This is a genomic window from Candidatus Contendobacter odensis Run_B_J11, from assembly GCF_000531125.1.
GTDB lineage: Bacteria > Pseudomonadota > Gammaproteobacteria > Competibacterales > Competibacteraceae > Contendibacter > Contendibacter odensensis.
Map to the genome: position 1 here is coordinate 1 of NZ_CBTK010000270.1, position 16,060 is coordinate 16,060.

At 58.2% G+C, this 16,060-nt stretch carries 12 protein-coding genes and 1 tRNA gene; 12 read left to right on the forward strand and 1 reads right to left on the reverse strand.

Features of this window, described 5'->3' with window-relative positions; all coding sequences use genetic code 11:
• From BN874_RS23850 to BN874_RS16390, 12 genes are all read left to right on the forward strand, one after another.
• A partial coding sequence (locus BN874_RS23850) for an EF-Tu C-terminal domain-related protein (protein WP_202814033.1) occupies window positions 1-72 on the forward strand: 72 nt, incomplete at its 5' end.
• A 58-nt stretch (window positions 73-130) separates the two neighbouring features.
• Window positions 131-206 (forward strand) — tRNA-Trp (locus BN874_RS16340).
• An 82-nt stretch (window positions 207-288) separates the two neighbouring features.
• Window positions 289-666, forward strand: a complete 378-nt coding sequence (gene secE, locus BN874_RS16345) for a preprotein translocase subunit SecE (RefSeq protein WP_230314466.1) — start codon at window positions 289-291, stop codon at window positions 664-666.
• Between the two features lie 13 nt (window positions 667-679).
• Window positions 680-1,219 carry a transcription termination/antitermination protein NusG gene (nusG, locus tag BN874_RS16350; protein ID WP_034435310.1) on the forward strand — a complete coding sequence of 180 codons (540 nt, stop codon included), beginning with the start codon at window positions 680-682 and terminating at the stop codon, window positions 1,217-1,219.
• 89 nt (window positions 1,220-1,308) lie between these two features.
• Window positions 1,309-1,740, forward strand: a complete 432-nt coding sequence (rplK, locus tag BN874_RS16355) for a 50S ribosomal protein L11 (RefSeq protein ID WP_034435311.1) — start codon at window positions 1,309-1,311, stop codon at window positions 1,738-1,740.
• Window positions 1,741-1,743: 3 nt separating this feature from the next.
• A complete protein-coding gene (gene rplA, locus BN874_RS16360) occupies window positions 1,744-2,439 on the forward strand; it encodes a 50S ribosomal protein L1 (RefSeq protein ID WP_034435312.1) in 696 nt (231 codons plus the stop codon).
• 222 nt (window positions 2,440-2,661) lie between these two features.
• Window positions 2,662-3,198, forward strand: a complete 537-nt coding sequence (rplJ, locus tag BN874_RS16365) for a 50S ribosomal protein L10 (RefSeq protein WP_034435313.1) — start codon at window positions 2,662-2,664, stop codon at window positions 3,196-3,198.
• A gap of 99 nt (window positions 3,199-3,297) precedes the next feature.
• Entirely contained in the window at window positions 3,298-3,669 is a 372-nt protein-coding gene (gene rplL, locus BN874_RS16370) for a 50S ribosomal protein L7/L12 (protein WP_034435314.1), read from the forward strand.
• Between the two features lie 201 nt (window positions 3,670-3,870).
• On the forward strand, window positions 3,871-8,034 hold the full coding sequence (rpoB, locus tag BN874_RS16375; protein WP_034435316.1) for a DNA-directed RNA polymerase subunit beta: 4,164 nt from the start codon (window positions 3,871-3,873) through the stop codon (window positions 8,032-8,034).
• A 66-nt stretch (window positions 8,035-8,100) separates the two neighbouring features.
• On the forward strand, window positions 8,101-12,483 hold the full coding sequence (gene rpoC, locus BN874_RS16380) for a DNA-directed RNA polymerase subunit beta' (RefSeq protein WP_081756463.1): 4,383 nt from the start codon (window positions 8,101-8,103) through the stop codon (window positions 12,481-12,483).
• A gap of 128 nt (window positions 12,484-12,611) precedes the next feature.
• Window positions 12,612-13,496: an ABC transporter ATP-binding protein gene (locus tag BN874_RS16385; RefSeq protein ID WP_034435318.1), complete on the forward strand. Its 885-nt coding sequence runs from the start codon at window positions 12,612-12,614 to the stop codon at window positions 13,494-13,496.
• Window positions 13,493-14,500, forward strand: a complete 1,008-nt coding sequence (locus BN874_RS16390) for an ABC transporter permease (protein WP_034435319.1) — start codon at window positions 13,493-13,495, stop codon at window positions 14,498-14,500. Before BN874_RS16385 ends, BN874_RS16390 begins: the two co-directional genes overlap by 4 nt.
• 87 nt (window positions 14,501-14,587) lie before the next feature.
• Here BN874_RS16390 and tldD read toward each other — a convergent pair whose 3' ends face one another.
• Window positions 14,588-16,033, reverse strand: a complete 1,446-nt coding sequence (gene tldD, locus BN874_RS16395) for a metalloprotease TldD (RefSeq protein WP_034435320.1) — start codon at window positions 16,031-16,033, stop codon at window positions 14,588-14,590.
• Window positions 16,034-16,060: the final 27 nt, after the last annotated feature.

Sequence of the window (16,060 nt, forward strand, 5' to 3'; positions counted from 1 at the left end):
GGTCTGCGCTTCGCCATCCGCGAGGGCGGTCGTACCGTCGGCGCCGGCGTCGTCGCTAAAATTATTGAGTAAATTCATAGTTCAACCGTGGGTGGAACCTCATTACATGAATCCACCCTGCCCTTGTTACAGGCCAGTAGCTCAATTGGCAGAGCAGCGGTCTCCAAAACCGCAGGTTGGGGGTTCGATTCCCTCCTGGCCTGCCATCTTCCTGATGGCATGTCCTGATCGCGTCTACCCGTCCCGGTGGTGCGAACCCACGCCGGAGTGCGCAAAGCTAGAGTCCGCATGAATTCAACCAAACCCGAAATGCAAGCCACCGAGCGTGCCGACACTTATAAGCTGTTGGCTGCCGGTCTTATCATCCTGAGTGCATTAGTAGCTTTCTACGTCTTCGCGAACCATTCACTGTTGGTGCGTGTCTTGGGGTTGTTGGCAGCGACCGGTGTAGCCGTATGGATCGTGACAAAGACTGAGTTCGGCGCGGAAACTCTTGATTTCATGCAGGGTTCTCGTGCTGAATTACGCAAGGTAGTTTGGCCTACACGTGCCGAAACGACTCAGACTACCCTGATTGTGGTCGCTATGGTGGTGATTATGGGCCTGTTACTTTGGTTGCTGGACGTGCTGTTGTTCTGGCTGGTTCGCTTGATCACCACCGGCTAATTGGAGCTACGGCATGACGATGCGCTGGTATGTGGTACAGGCTTATTCCGGTTTCGAGCAGCAGGTTAAGCGGGCATTGCTAGAGCGGATCAACCGTGAGAACCTGACTGATCGCTTCGGTCAGGTTCTAGTGCCCACTGAGGAAGTGGTGGAGATGCGCGATGGGCAAAAGCGCAAGAGTGACCGTAAATTCTTCCCCGGCTACGTGTTGGTGCAGATGGCAATGGATAACGAAACCTGGCACCTGGTTCGCAATACTCCCAAGGTGCTGGGTTTCATCGGCGGTACCAGCGACAAACCGGCACCGATTTCGGAAAAGGAAGCCCAGACTATCCTGCAACGAGTTCAGGAAGGCGTTGACAAGCCCCGGCCTAAAGTACTCTACGAACCCGGCGAGATGGTGCGGGTCACTGAAGGTCCCTTCAATGACTTCGAGGGTGTGGTTGAGGAAGTCAACTACGAGAAAAGCCGGCTGCGGGTGGGTGTAATGATCTTCGGTCGCACCACTCCGGTGGAACTGGAATTCAGTCAGGTCGAAAAAGTATCCCGGTGACCGGTTCTGCGGGTTACTGTTCTACTATCCGATTATTTCGATAGATCATCCGGGGAGCCGCAAGGCGTTCGCACCCGACAGGAGTAACAATGGCAAAGAAAGTTACTGCATACGTCAAGTTGCAGGTCGCGGCCGCCAAGGCTAACCCCAGTCCTCCGGTGGGTCCTGCGCTAGGTCAGCACGGCGTCAACATCATGGAATTCTGCAAGACCTTCAACGCTCAGACCCAGCATCTGGAGCCCGGACTGCCAATTCCGGTGGTGATTACGGTCTACAGCGACCGCAGTTTCACCTTCATCATGAAAACTCCGCCTGCTTCGGTGCTACTGCGCAAGATGCTGGGTCTCGCCAAGGGTAGCGCTAATCCCAACACCAACAAGATCGGCACCGTGACTCTCGCCCAACTGGAAGATGTGGCTAAGGCCAAGATGCCCGATTTGACCGCCGCCAGTCTCGATGCTGCAGTGCGGACTATCGCAGGTAGCGCCCGATCCATGGGCCTTAACGTGGAGGGTGTTTGAGCCATGGCTAAACTCTCCAAGCGCATGCAGGCGATCAGCGTCAAGCTAACACCTGGCAAGTTCTATCCGGTCGAGGAAGCCCTTGGCCTGCTCAAGGAGTTATCCGGCGTCAAGTTTCGGGAAGCAGTGGATGTGGCGGTGAATCTGGGTGTCGACCCCCGTAAATCTGACCAGGTTGTACGTAGTGCCACAGTGCTGCCTCATGGCACCGGCAAGACCGTAAGGGTAGCGGTGTTTGCTCAAGGCGCCAATGCAGAGGCCGCCTTGGCTGCCGGCGCCGATGTGGTCGGGTTTGAGGATCTGGCTGAATCGGTCAAGGCCGGTAATCTTGATTTCGACGTGGTAATTGCCTCACCCGACGCGATGCGGGTGGTCGGTCAACTCGGCAAAATTCTCGGCCCGCGCGGTCTGATGCCGAACCCCAAGGTGGGCACCGTGACCCCGGATGTGGTCGGCGCGATCCGCAACGCCAAGGCCGGTCAGGTTCGCTACCGCACTGACAAGGCCGGCATTATCCACTGCACCATCGGCAAGGTGGACTTTGCCCCCGATCAGTTGCGGGAAAATTTACAGGCGTTATTGCATGACTTGCAAAAGATCAAGCCTGCCACATCCAAGGGTGTGTATGTCCGTAGGGTCACCGTGTCTACCACGATGGGGCCAGGTTTGGCTGTGGATCAGGCCACGCTGTCGTTCTGAACTCTGGCATCTCCGCTCGAACGTCGAGTAGGGGATGCTCAACCGACTTTGAGCCGACCGGAGTTTCCGGCCAGTGTCAAAGACCGCAGGTGTCGCAAGACTTAATCGCTCCCGGTCAACATCCGGGGTAGCCCGCGCAGACGGTAAGGCTCGTCCGAATAATTGGTGAAGCCGCCGTTTCCGTTCTCCACCCCGGTGGAGGAAAAATCACGAGGTAACTTAATGAGTCTCAATCTGGCGGAAAAACAGGCTGTAGTAGCCGAAGTCGCCAAGGTGGCTGCCCGTGCGCACTCCGCGATTGCCGCCGAATACCGTGGGCTGAGTGTGACTCAGATCACGAACCTGCGCGTAAAAGCGCGGGAAACCGGCGTCTATCTGCGCGTTGTCAAGAATACCTTGGCGCGGCGTGCGTTGCAGGGAACCGAGTTCGAGTGCCTGCGAGCCAGCCTGGTGGGACCGCTGATTCTGGCGTTCTCCCAGGAAGATCCAGGTGCGGCAGCGCGGCTATTCAAGGAATTTCTCAAGGAAAAAGCCCATGACAAGCTGATCGTCAAAGCATTAGCGGTCGGTGGACAGTCTTTTCCAGCCAGTGAGCTGGATCGTCTGGCCAGCCTGCCGACGCGCAATGAAGCGATCAGTCTGCTGATGGCTACCCTGCGGGCGCCGCTCGACAAACTCGCGCAGACCCTCAACGAAATTCCAGGCAAACTGGTGCGTACTCTCGATGCGGTTCGCCAGCAACGAGAAGAAGCTGCCTGATTATCTCGGCAAAACAGTCTCATGATCAAAATGTATTGATCAAGACTGGTCGATTAACACTGATTGAATGATAGCGTCCCTATCAGGAGTAAATGGGTAATGGCCGTTTCGAAAGAAGACATTCTGGAAACCATCGCTGGCATGACCGTGATGGAAATCGTGGATTTGATTTCCGCGATGGAAGAGAAGTTTGGCGTCACTGCTGCTGTGGCTATGGCGGCGGCTCCGGCCGCTGCCGCAGCGGCGCCGGTTGAGGAGAAAACCGAGTTCGATGTGGTGATGAGCAGCTTCGGCGAGAAAAAGGTCGAGGTGATTAAAGTGGTGCGCGCTCTGACTGGTTTGGGACTGAAGGAAGCCAAGGATCTGGTGGAAGGTGTGCCTTCCATGATCAAGGAAGCGATTCCCAAAGCCGAGGCTGAGGACATCAAGAAGAAGCTGGAAGAAGCTGGCGCCAAAGTCGACGTCAAGTAAGCGTTGTGTACCCACCCTCCCGTGGGATCGTGCTGCGCGACATTGTCTAGCTTGGACGGACTGGAACGGCTGGCGGCCTTGGGTCGCCGGCCTGTTTTCGTTTGAACCCGTCAGGGGGTTCAATCCACCCCGCCTGTCATCTTACAGGGTGGGTGCAGTTGGCTCCCGCCCCTGGCTGGTACTCCCGTGAGAGGAATTCCGATGGCCTATACTTTTACTGAAAAGAGACGCATCCGTAAAGACTTCGGCAAGCGATCCAGCATCCTGGATGTGCCCTATTTGCTGGCGATCCAGCTGGATTCGTATCGTGAATATCTGCAAGCCGAGGTGTCGCCGGGAGAACGCCGCGAGATTGGGTTACATGCTGCGTTCCGCTCGGTGTTCCCGATCATCAGTTATTCAGGCAACGCTCGGCTGGAATATGTGAGCTATCGGCTAGGCGATCCGGTGTTTGATGTCCGGGAGTGCCAGTTGCGAGGGCTGACCTACGCTGCGCCGTTGCGGGTGCGGCTGCGGCTGGTGCTGATGGACAAGGAGGCCGAGGCCGGCGCTCACAAAATCAAGGACATCAAGGAAAACGAAGTCTACATGGGCGAGCTGCCACTGATGACGGATAATGGCACCTTCGTCATCAACGGTACCGAGCGGGTCATCGTCTCGCAGTTGCACCGTTCACCAGGCGTATTTTTCGATCACGACAAGGGCAAAACCCATTCCTCCGGCAAGCTGCTGTTTTCGGCACGGGTTATCCCTTATCGCGGGTCCTGGCTGGATTTTGAATTCGATGTTAAGGACATTGTGTACGCCCGCATTGACCGTCGCCGCAAGCTGCCGGTAACCATCCTGTTGCGAGCACTGTTCGAGGAACCCAATCCCAACGATCCTCATGCGCGTAGTGTCAACGAGCGGATTCTTGAAATCTTTTTTGATACCAACACCGTCCATGTCAGCAGTGAACAATTCACCATGGACTTGGTGCCTGAGCGGTTGCAGGGTGAAATCGCCAGCTTCGATATTCGTATCGGCGACCGGGTGCTGCTGGAAGCAGGCCAGCGGATTAAGCCCAAGCACGTCCGCGATCTGACCAAGGCTGAGGTAAAAAGCCTGCCGGTTCCGGGCGAGTACCTGATCGGCAAGATCTTGGCTCACGACCTGCGTGCCCCCGAAACCGGCGAAGTGCTGGCGCTGGCGAACGACGAACTGACCGCCGATAAATTAGAAAAAATCCAGGCCAGCGGCATCACCGAATTTCAGACTCTGTATATTAATGAGGTCAATCGCGGCCCTCACCTTTCTAACACCTTGCGCGCCGATTCCACGCGCAGTCAGTGGGACGCTCAGGTGGAAATCTACCGGATGATGCGACCCGGTGAGCCGCCGACCAAGGACGCTGCCCAACGCCTGTTGCAGGATCTATTTTTCTCGCCGGATCGCTACGATCTGTCCGATGTGGGGCGGATGAAATTCGACAGCCGGGTTGGTCACCGCCGAACCCCGTTGCCTGGGATGCCGGTCAAGGAGCATCCACCCGGGGTGCTGTCCATGGAAGACATTCTCGCGGTACTCAAGGTACTCATTGATATCCGCAATGGTAACGGCGTAGTGGACGATATTGACCACCTTGGCAACCGCCGCATCCGTTGCGTCGGCGAGATGACCGAAAACGTCTTCCGGATTGGCCTGGTGCGGGTCGAGCGTGCGGTCAAGGAACGATTAAGCCTGGCTGAGGCTGAAGGCCTGACCCCGCAGGACTTGATCAACGCCAAACCGGTTGCTGCTGCGATCAAGGAGTTTTTCGGGTCTTCGCAACTCTCGCAGTTCATGGATCAGAACAATCCGTTGTCCGAGGTCACCCACAAGCGCCGCATCTCGGCGCTGGGGCCGGGGGGTCTGACCCGCGAGCGCGCCGGCTTTGAGGTGCGCGATGTCCATGCCACTCATTACGGTCGGGTCTGCCCGATTGAGACCCCGGAAGGTCCGAATATCGGCCTGATCAACTCGCTGGCGGTCTACGCTCGCACCAACTCCTACGGTTTCCTGGAGACCCCATACCGACGGGTCGAGAGCGGCCAAGTGGTTGATAAGATCGATTATCTATCAGCAATTGAGGAAGGCCAGTACATTATTGCCCAGGCAAATACCACGCTCGACGAAAGTGGACGGCTGGCCGACGAACTGGTGTCCTGTCGTCATCAGAATGAATTCACCCTGTCCGCACCGGATAAAGTGCAATACATGGATGTATCGCCCAAGCAGATCGTCTCAGTGGCGGCAGCGTTGATCCCGTTTCTGGAACACGACGACGCCAACCGGGCGCTGATGGGATCCAACATGCAGCGTCAGGCGGTGCCCACCCTGCGTGCGGACAAGCCACTGGTCGGAACCGGCATGGAACGGATCGTAGCGCGTGATTCCGGAGTGTGCGTGATCGCCCAGCGTGGTGGTGTCGTGGATTCAGTGGACGCCGCCCGCATCGTGGTGCGGGTCAATGATGATGAAACCGAGGCGGGCGCGCCTGGCGTGGATATCTACAATCTGACCAAATACACCCGCTCCAACCAGAATACCTGCATCAATCAGCGCCCGCTGGTGCAAGTTGGTGAGGTGGTGGCCAGTAAGGATGTGCTGGCTGACGGCCCCTCCACCGATATGGGGGAATTGGCGCTGGGGCAGAACCTGCTGGTCGCCTTCATGCCGTGGAACGGCTACAACTTTGAAGACTCGATCCTGATTTCCGAGCGGGTGGTGCAGGAGGACCGCTTCACCACCATCCACATTGAGGAACTGTCCTGTGTGGCCCGCGACACCAAGCTCGGCCCGGAAGAAATCACCGCTGATATCCCCAACGTCGGCGAAAGTGCGCTAGCGCGGCTGGATGAAGCCGGCATTGTCTACATTGGCGCCGAGGTGAAGGCCGGTGACATTCTGGTGGGCAAAGTCACGCCCAAAGGCGAAACCCAGTTAACGCCGGAGGAGAAACTGCTACGAGCGATTTTCGGCGAGAAAGCCTCCGACGTGAAAGACACCTCGCTGCGGGTGCCTTCCGGCATGGACGGTACAGTCATCGACGTGCGGGTATTCACCCGCGACGGCGTGGATAAGGATTCACGCGCCCGGCAAATCGAGGAAACCGAATTAAAGCGGATTCGTAAGGATCTGAACGATCAGTTGCGCATCCTCGATGACGACCTGTACCAGCGCATGGAGCAGATGCTGGCCGGTCATTCGGCCGACGGCGGACCCAATGGTCTGCGCGGTGGCGAAGCCGTCACGGTCGAATACCTGAACCGGCTGCCGCGTGATCGCTGGTTCGAAATCCGGATGCGTACCGACGAACTCAATGACCAGATTGAGAAGACCGCTCGCCAGATTAAGCAGCAGCGCGATGATTTCGACAAGAAGTTTGAGGAGCAGAAACGCAAGCTGGTGCAGGGTGACGATCTGGCGCCGGGGGTGCTGAAAATGGTCAAGGTCTACCTGGCGGTCAAGCGCCGGGTGCAGCCGGGTGACAAGATGGCTGGACGCCATGGTAATAAGGGCGTGGTTTCAATGATCGTGCCGCAGGAAGACATGCCCTATCTGGATGATGGTACCCCGGTGGATATCGTGCTAAACCCGCTGGGTGTCCCTTCGCGAATGAACGTCGGTCAGGTATTGGAGACGCATCTCGGTTGGGCTGCTAAAGGGCTGGGCCTGAAAATCGGTCGCTTGCTGGAGGCCAACGCGCAACTTGCTGAGTTGCGCGCCCTGCTGGATCAGATCTACAACGGCAGTGGTGGACAGAAAGTGGACTTTTCGAAATTTAATGATAAGGAAATCATGGCGTTGAGTCGAAACCTGCGCGGTGGGGTACCGATTGCTACCCCAGTGTTTGATGGCGCCACCGAAGAGGAACTGCGCGAATTGCTACGGCTGGCGGATTTGCCGGAAAGCGGTCAAACCACTCTGTTTGATGGCCGCACTGGTGAGCCGTTCGACCGGTTGGTGACGGTCGGCTACATGTACATGCTGAAGCTGAATCACCTGGTGGACGACAAGATGCACGCCCGTTCCACCGGCCCATACAGCTTGGTCACCCAGCAGCCGCTGGGCGGTAAGGCGCAGTTCGGCGGTCAGCGGTTCGGCGAGATGGAGGTGTGGGCGCTGGAAGCCTATGGCGCCTCCTATACCTTGCAGGAAATGCTGACGGTCAAATCCGACGATGTAAATGGTCGCACCAAGGTCTACAAAAACATCGTGGACGGTATCCACCGGATGGAAGCGGGTATGCCTGAATCGTTCAACGTACTGGTTAAGGAAATCCGTTCACTGGGGATCAATATGGAACTGGAAAACGATGCGGCGCCCCCGACGCGCAGTGAATAAGACCTGCGTGTATTTCACCCGCTTATTAAAAAAGCGGGTATGGATTGAAACCCTGGGTGAGAGATGATGAGAGAGCTGCTGAACCCGTTCAAGCTGTTCGACGAAGTCGAGGATTTTGACGCTATCCGCATTGGTCTGGCTTCGCCGGAGATGATCCGGTCCTGGAGCTGCGGCGAGGTGAAAAAACCCGAAACCATCAATTACCGGACCTTCAAACCGGAGCGCGATGGATTGTTTTGCGCCAAGATATTCGGCCCGATTAAGGATTACGAGTGTCTTTGCGGTAAGTATAAGCGGCTTAAGCATCGCGGGGTGGTGTGCGAGAAATGTGGAGTCGAGGTGACCTTGGCCAAGGTGCGGCGCGAGCGGATGGGCCATATCGAACTGGCCTCACCGGTGGCGCACATCTGGTTCCTGAAGTCGCTACCGTCACGAATCGGCCTGCTGCTGGATATGACTCTGCGCGACATCGAGCGGGTGCTGTACTTTGAATCCTTCGTGGTCATTGACTCGGGGATGACGCCGCTGGAAAAAAACCAGATGCTGACCGATGAAGCCTACTTGGACACGGTCGAGCAGCATGGCGATGACTTCGACGCCCGGATGGGAGCTGAAGCGATCCGTGAACTACTGCACGGTCTGGATCTGAAGCAACTGATTGTCCAGTTGCGCCAGGAAATTCTGGAGTGCAGCTCCGAGACCAAGCTCAAGCGGCTGTCCAAGCGACTCAAGCTGGCCGAATCGTTCCTGAACTCCGGCAACAAGCCAGAGTGGATGGTGCTGACCGTGCTACCGGTGCTACCGCCGGACTTGCGGCCGCTGGTGCCACTGGACGGTGGCCGCTTCGCGACCTCCGATCTCAACGATCTGTACCGGCGGGTGATCAACCGTAATAACCGGCTCAAGCGGCTGCTGGAGCTGAGTGCGCCGGACATCATCGTCCGTAATGAGAAGCGGATGTTGCAGGAGGCGGTGGACTCGTTGCTGGATAACGGTCGGCGCGGCCGGGCCATCACCGGTAGCAATAAGCGCCCGCTCAAGTCACTGGCCGACATGATCAAGGGTAAACAGGGCCGCTTCCGCCAGAATTTGCTCGGCAAGCGGGTGGATTACTCCGGACGTTCGGTGATCGTAGTCGGCCCCACCTTGCGCCTGCACCAGTGCGGTCTGCCCAAGAAGATGGCGCTGGAACTGTTCAAGCCGTTTATTTTCAGCAAGCTGCAATATAAGGACATGGCCACCACCATTAAGGCGGCCAAGAAAATGGTCGAGCGTGAGGAGCCGGTGGTGTGGGACATCCTCGAAGAGGTGATCCGCGAACACCCGGTGATGCTCAATCGCGCCCCGACCTTGCATCGCCTCGGCATTCAGGCCTTCGAGCCGGTACTGATCGAAGGCAAGGCGATTCAGCTTCATCCACTGGTCTGCACCGCGTTCAACGCTGACTTCGACGGTGACCAGATGGCGGTGCATGTGCCGCTGTCCATTGAGGCGCAACTGGAAGCGCGGGCGCTGATGATGTCCACCAACAACATCCTCAGCCCGGCCAATGGCGAGCCGATTATTGTACCGTCGCAGGATGTGGTGCTCGGTCTGTATTACCTGACCCGCGAGCGGATCAACGCCAAGGGTGAGGGCATGATCTTCGCCGATGTCCGGGAAGTCCACCGCGCCTACGAAAATCGGCAGGTGGAACTGCACGCCCGGATCAAAGTCCGCCTATCGCGTGAAGAAATCCTGTCCAGCGTTGAAGATCTCATGCGCTCGGCTGAGGCTGAGCAGCTCAGCCCTCCGGTACTCACCCAGGAGGTCCTCGACGCCGGCGGTCGGCGCATCGGCATGGCTGGCGACTGCGTGGATCCCGATCGGCTCAACCGCCTGCGTGTCGCCAATCTGAAGCGGGCACCCATCCAATATCGAGTCAGCACCACCGTCGGTCGGGCGCTGCTGTACGATATTTTACCCCGGGATCTGCCCTTCAATCTGGTCAATCAGGTGTTGAAAAAGAAGACCGTCTCTCAACTCATCAATGAGTGTTACCGGCGATTGGGGTTGAAAGATACCGTCATCTTTGCTGACCAGTTGATGTACACCGGTTTCCATTACGCCACCCGTTCTGGCACCTCGATTGGCTTCGAAGATTTCAAGATTCCGGCCAAGAAAGTCGAACTGCTGGAAAAAGCCGAGCGGGACGTGAAGGAAATTGATGATCAGTACACCCAAGGTTTGGTGACCAAAGGCGAGCGCTATAACAAGGTAGTGGACATCTGGTCGCGCACCAACGACGACGTCGCCAAAGCGATGATGAAGAATCTGAAGGTCGAGAAGGTGATCAACCGCGAAGGTGAAATGGCAGAGCAGGACTCGTTCAATGCCGTGTTCATGATGGCGGACTCCGGTGCTCGTGGCTCGGCGGCGCAAATTCGCCAGTTGGCGGGGATGCGCGGGTTAATGGCCAAGCCGGACGGCTCGATCATTGAAACACCGATCAAGGCCAATTTCCGCGAAGGGTTAAGCGTACTGGAGTATTTCATTTCCACTCACGGTGCCCGCAAGGGGCTGGCCGACACCGCCCTCAAAACCGCCAACTCCGGTTATCTGACCCGGCGATTGGTGGATGTAGCGCAGGATATGGTGGTCACCGAACCCGACTGCGGTTCCCAGGACGGAGTATGGATGACGCCGGTGGTTGAGGAAGGCGACATCAAGGAACCGTTGCGCGACCGGGTGCTGGGCCGGGTGGTAGCCCGCGACGTGTTTGCGCCAGGTGCCGATGGGGTTGCCATTCCCGCTGGCACCCTGCTGGATGAGCAGTGGGTGGCGACGCTGGATGCGCTGAACATTGACCGGATTTTGGTGCGTTCGGCGATCACCTGCCGGACCCGCTACGGGGTGTGCGCCGCTTGCTACGGCCGTGACCTGGCACGCGGTCACATGGTCAATAGCGGCGAAGCGGTCGGCGTGATCGCCGCTCAGTCCATTGGCGAGCCGGGCACCCAGTTGACCATGCGCACCTTCCATATTGGTGGCGCGGCCTCCCGGACCACCGTAGTCAACAGTGTACAAATCAAATCCAGAGGCATTCTGCGGCTGCACAAGATGAAAGTGGTACAACGCCGGGACGGTCATCTGGTGGCGGTATCGCGTTCGGGTGAGATCACCCTGCTGGATGAACAGGGTCGTGAGCGCGAACGCTACAAAGTGCCCTATGGTGCGGAACTGTCGGCGAACGACGGCGACCGGGTCGAAGCCGGACAAGTGATTGCCCGCTGGGATCCGTATACCCACCCGATTATCACCGAGGTGGCCGGCTTTGTACGCTTGGCTGAGTTCGAGGAAGGCATCACCGTACAGCGACACGCCGACGAGATCACCGGCCTGTCCAGCCTGGTGGTGATGGATCCCAAGCAGCGTGGCGCCCTGGGCAAGGACAAGCGCCCCTTGGTGCGACTGGTGGACGAGTACAACAACGACCTGTTTATTCCCGGAACCAGTACGCTGGCGCAATATCCATTGCCATCCGGCGCCATTGTCAATCTGGCCGATGGCGTGGAGGTCGCAGTCGGTGATGTCGTAGCCCGTATCCCGCAGGAATCCTCCAAGACCCGCGATATTACCGGCGGTCTGCCGCGAGTGGCGGATATGTTCGAGGCGCGCAAGCCCAAGGAACAGGCCATCCTGGCCGAGAAATCCGGCATCATCGAATTCGGCAAGGAAACCAAGGGCAAACAGCGGCTGGTGATCCGCGATAAGAGCGGCGATATCCTGTACGAAGAGTTGATCCCGAAATGGCGTCACGTTGGCGTATTCGACGGTGAGTATGTCGAACAGGGTGAAATCATCGCCGATGGCGAACCGAACCCGCACGACATTCTACGCCTGCTTGGGGTGCAGGAATTGGCCGCCTACCTGGTCAAGGAAATCCAGGATGTCTATCGGGTACAGGGCGTCAAGATCAACGATAAGCATATCGAGGTCATCATCCGCCAGATGCTGCGCAAGGTGGATATCCTCGACCCCGGCGAGACTGCCTTCATCCGAGGTGAACAGGTCGAGCGGACCCGGGTGCTGGAGGAAAACGAACGGGCGCAGGCTGAGAACCGGATGCCGGCGTTGTGGCAGCCGATCCTGCTCGGCATCACCAAAGCTTCGTTGGCGACTGAATCGTTTATTTCTGCGGCCTCGTTCCAGGAAACCACCCGAGTGCTGACCGAAGCGGCGGTGCGCGGCTTGCGCGATGATCTACGCGGGTTGAAGGAAAACGTTATTGTTGGTCGGCTCATTCCTGCCGGCACCGGGTTGGCTTATCACCTGCAGCGGCGACACAACTGGGTTCCCAGCCGCCCGACCAGCGGCGCCGGGCATTTGTTCGAGAGCAGCGAATCCGAGGCCAAAACCATAACCGAGGATAAGAGTGATGACAGCGAGGAACTGGTTGCCAAGGAATGAATGCTTGAATTCGTAGCCGATGATGGTTGAAAGAAAGGCGGGGGACGCATGGCGTAACCCGCCTTTTTCATATTCAGCCCCGATAATGTCGTCATAATCCTCATCCGCCCTTTCAATGCGCCTATTCCATGACTACCCTGCTCGAAACCCGCCATCTCATCAAACATTTTCGCGGGGTAAAGGCCGTGAACGGCATTGACCTCGATCTCCCAGCGGGCCGCTGTTTTGGTCTGCTCGGTCCCAATGGAGCCGGCAAAACGACTACGGTCGAGATCCTGGAGGGGATTCAGCAACCGACCAGCGGAACCATTCGCTACCGGGGCGAAGCGCTCGGTTCGCGCTTCCGCCAGGACATCGGCATCATGTTTCAATCCACCGCGCTGCAAGATCATGTGACCGGGCGCGAAAACTTGCAGATGTTCGCCAGCTTTTACCCGCGTAGCCTGCCGTTAGATGCACTGGTCGAAGCCTGCGCACTGGGCGAATTTCTCGACCGCGACACCCGCAAGCTGTCCGGCGGGCAGCGCCAGCGGCTGTTGCTGGCGATTGCCTTGGTGAACGATCCGGAGTTGATCTTCCTCGATGAACCGACCACCGGCCTTGATCCGCAAGCCCGCCGCAATTTCTGGGAACTGATCCACCGGATCAAGGCGCGTGGCAAAACCATCCTGCTGACCACGCATTACATGGAAGAGGCTTACCACCTGTGCGACGAGATTGCCATTATGGATCATGGACGAATCATCGCCCAAGGGACGCCACGCCAACTGCTGGCCGCACATTTTGATGACGTGGTGCTACAACTGCCGTTGGCCGATTTTCCCGACCCCGCCCCGTCATTGGCGCATCCCGTGGTGTACGGTCAGGATACCGTGGATATTCTTACCCAGGATGTCGGCGCCACCGTTCAGGAACTGCTGGCGTGCAATATCCCGCTGGCGCGGTTGCTGATCCGCCCGCGCACGCTGGAAGATCTGTTTCTGGAACTGACTGGACGGGAGTTGCGGACTTGAATTTTAAGCGTTTCTGGGCGGTCTTTCTCTGCCGCAACTGGGAATTTCTACGCGACCGATCCACATTGACCTGGAACCTGCTGTTCCCGATCGCGCTGATTGCCGGTTTCGCCGTCGCTTTCTCCGGGCCGGGGCTGAATCTCTATAAAGTGGGGGTGCTGGGCGCTACCGATGGCGGGGGCAATAGCGATTTTTTCCAAACCCGCTACGTCCAGTTCATCCCGGTCGCCGACCTGGCCGCGACCTTGTCCAAGATTGAGCGCCATCAACTCGACATGCTGGTGGATCCCGCCGGGCGACGTTACTGGATCAACGAGGAATCGCCGAAGGGTTATGTGTTGGAACGGGTGCTGCGCGGCGCGGATGCCAAGACGAGCTTTAACAAACAAACCGTATCCGGGCCAGTCATCCGCTATGTGGATTGGGTAGTGCCGGGAATCATGGCGATGAACATGATGTTCAGTTGCCTGTTTGGAGTCGGCTATGTCATTGTTCGTTATCGAAAAAATGGAATGCTGAAACGCTTGAAAGCCACGCCGCTGACGCCGCTGGAATTTCTATCCGCTCAAGTCGTTTCGCGGTTATGGCTGATTCTGGCAACTACGGTGCTGGTATTTATTGGCGCTGATCTATTCCTTGGGTTTCCCATGCACGGCTCTTATCTCAATCTGTTCATTGTGTTCGTGGTCGGGGCCATTAGCCTGATCAGCCTGGGCTTAATCGTCGCTGCCCGCACCACCAGTGAAGAAGTGGCTGCCGGTTTGCTCAACGCGCTCAGTTGGCCGATGACGTTTTTGTCAGGAGTCTGGTTCTCGCTGGAGGGCGTCCATCCCGTTCTGCAACAGTGCGCACAGTTTGCGCCGCTGACTCACATTATTGATGCGGCGCGGGCGATTATGATTGACGGCGCCGGCCTGGCGGCAATATCCGGGCATCTGTTGGCGCTGACCGCGATGAGTATTGGCTTTATGGCCGTAGGCGCCTGGATGTTTCGATGGGAGTGAACGGGAAGGGGAAAACAGGCGCATCGGGTTTAGGCCCCTCCGCTGACCGGTGGTGCTTCAGCATAAGTTGTGAGTCGCTATCCGCCTTCACGCCTGAGTCCCGCCCACGGTCAGTGCCTCGATCCGCAAGGTTGGCTGGCCGACGCCCACCGGCACACTCTGTCCCTCCTTGCCGCAGGTGCCAACGCCGGCATCCAGTTTCAGGTCGTTGCCGACCATGGAAACCTGGGTCAGCACTTCCGGGCCGTTGCCGATCAGGGTCGCGCCCTTAACCGGGCGGGTGACGCGACCGTTTTCGATCAGATACGCCTCGCTGGCGGAGAACACGAACTTGCCGGAGGTAATGTCTACTTGGCCGCCACCGAAGTTTACCGCGTAGAGTCCCCGTTCCACCGAGGCGATGATTTCCGCCGGATCGTGTTCACCGGGCAGCATATAGGTGTTGGTCATCCGTGGCAGCGGCAGATGCGCGTAGGACTCGCGGCGGCCGTTGCCGGTGGGCGCCGTTTTCATCAGCCGGGCGTTTAGTTTGTCTTGCAGGTAGCCTTTGAGGATGCCGCGCTCGATCAGCGTGGTGTACTGGGTGGGTGTTCCCTCGTCGTCAATGTTCAATGAACCGCGCCGACGGGACAGTGTGCCATCGTCCACTACCGTACACAGCGGCGATGCCACCCGTTCGCCCATCCGCCCGCTGAAAGCTGACGTACCCTTGCGGTTGAAATCGCCTTCCAGGCCGTGGCCGATGGCTTCGTGCAGCAAAATACCCGGCCAGCCTGGCCCCAGCACCACCGTCATCGTCCCTGCCGGCGCGGCGGTCGCTTCGAGATTGACCAGCGCCTGCCGCACTGCTTCCCGCGCATAGCCCAGGGCGCGATCTTGGTCGAGGAAATAGCCATAACCGACCCGGCCACCGCCACCGGAGCTGCCCTGTTCGCGGCGACCGTCATGCTCGACAATCACGCTCACATTCAATCGCACCAGTGGGCGCACATCACCAGCCAGAGTGCCGTTGCTGCCTACAATCAGCAGGGTGTCCTGGGTCGCGGCCAGACCGACCATGACCTGAGTCACCCGTGGGTCTTGGCGGCGGGCTTCGGCGTCCACCGCTTCCAGCAGGTGGACCTTGGCTTCGGCGGTCAAGGTCTCCAACGGATCGAGCGATTCGTACAAAACAGGATGCGGGACGGCATGCCAAACTTGAATGGCCCTGCCACCGTCGTGCTGGGCAATGGCACGGGCGGCGGTGGCAGCTTCCAGCAACGCTGGCAGCACCATCTCGTCGGAATAGGCAAAGCCGGTCTTTTCACCGCTCACCGCCCGCACTCCGACGCCCTGCTGAATTGCGTGGCTGGCGTTTTTAACCTGACCGTCTTCCAAGCCCCAGGATTCGGCGCGGCGGGCCTGAAAATACAGATCGCCATAATCAACAGCATGGCCCAGCAGGCAAGACAGGGCGCGGTGTAAATCGTCCTCGCCAAGACCGGCAGGAGACAGCAAGTGTTGGCGGGCAAGATCGAGGGTGTCGGTGGTCATGGCGTTCTCGAAAAGGGTACGGAAATT

Coding starts and splice junctions, on each gene's coding strand:
- secE (WP_230314466.1), top strand. CDS start 289: ATGAATTCAACCAAACCCGAAATGCAAGCCACCGAGCGTGCCGACACT.
- nusG (WP_034435310.1), top strand. CDS start 680: ATGACGATGCGCTGGTATGTGGTACAGGCTTATTCCGGTTTCGAGCAG.
- rplK (WP_034435311.1), top strand. CDS start 1,309: ATGGCAAAGAAAGTTACTGCATACGTCAAGTTGCAGGTCGCGGCCGCC.
- rplA (WP_034435312.1), top strand. CDS start 1,744: ATGGCTAAACTCTCCAAGCGCATGCAGGCGATCAGCGTCAAGCTAACA.
- rplJ (WP_034435313.1), top strand. CDS start 2,662: ATGAGTCTCAATCTGGCGGAAAAACAGGCTGTAGTAGCCGAAGTCGCC.
- rplL (WP_034435314.1), top strand. CDS start 3,298: ATGGCCGTTTCGAAAGAAGACATTCTGGAAACCATCGCTGGCATGACC.
- rpoB (WP_034435316.1), top strand. CDS start 3,871: ATGGCCTATACTTTTACTGAAAAGAGACGCATCCGTAAAGACTTCGGC.
- rpoC (WP_081756463.1), top strand. CDS start 8,101: ATGAGAGAGCTGCTGAACCCGTTCAAGCTGTTCGACGAAGTCGAGGAT.
- BN874_RS16385 (WP_034435318.1), top strand. CDS start 12,612: ATGACTACCCTGCTCGAAACCCGCCATCTCATCAAACATTTTCGCGGG.
- tldD (WP_034435320.1), bottom strand. CDS start 16,033: ATGACCACCGACACCCTCGATCTTGCCCGCCAACACTTGCTGTCTCCT.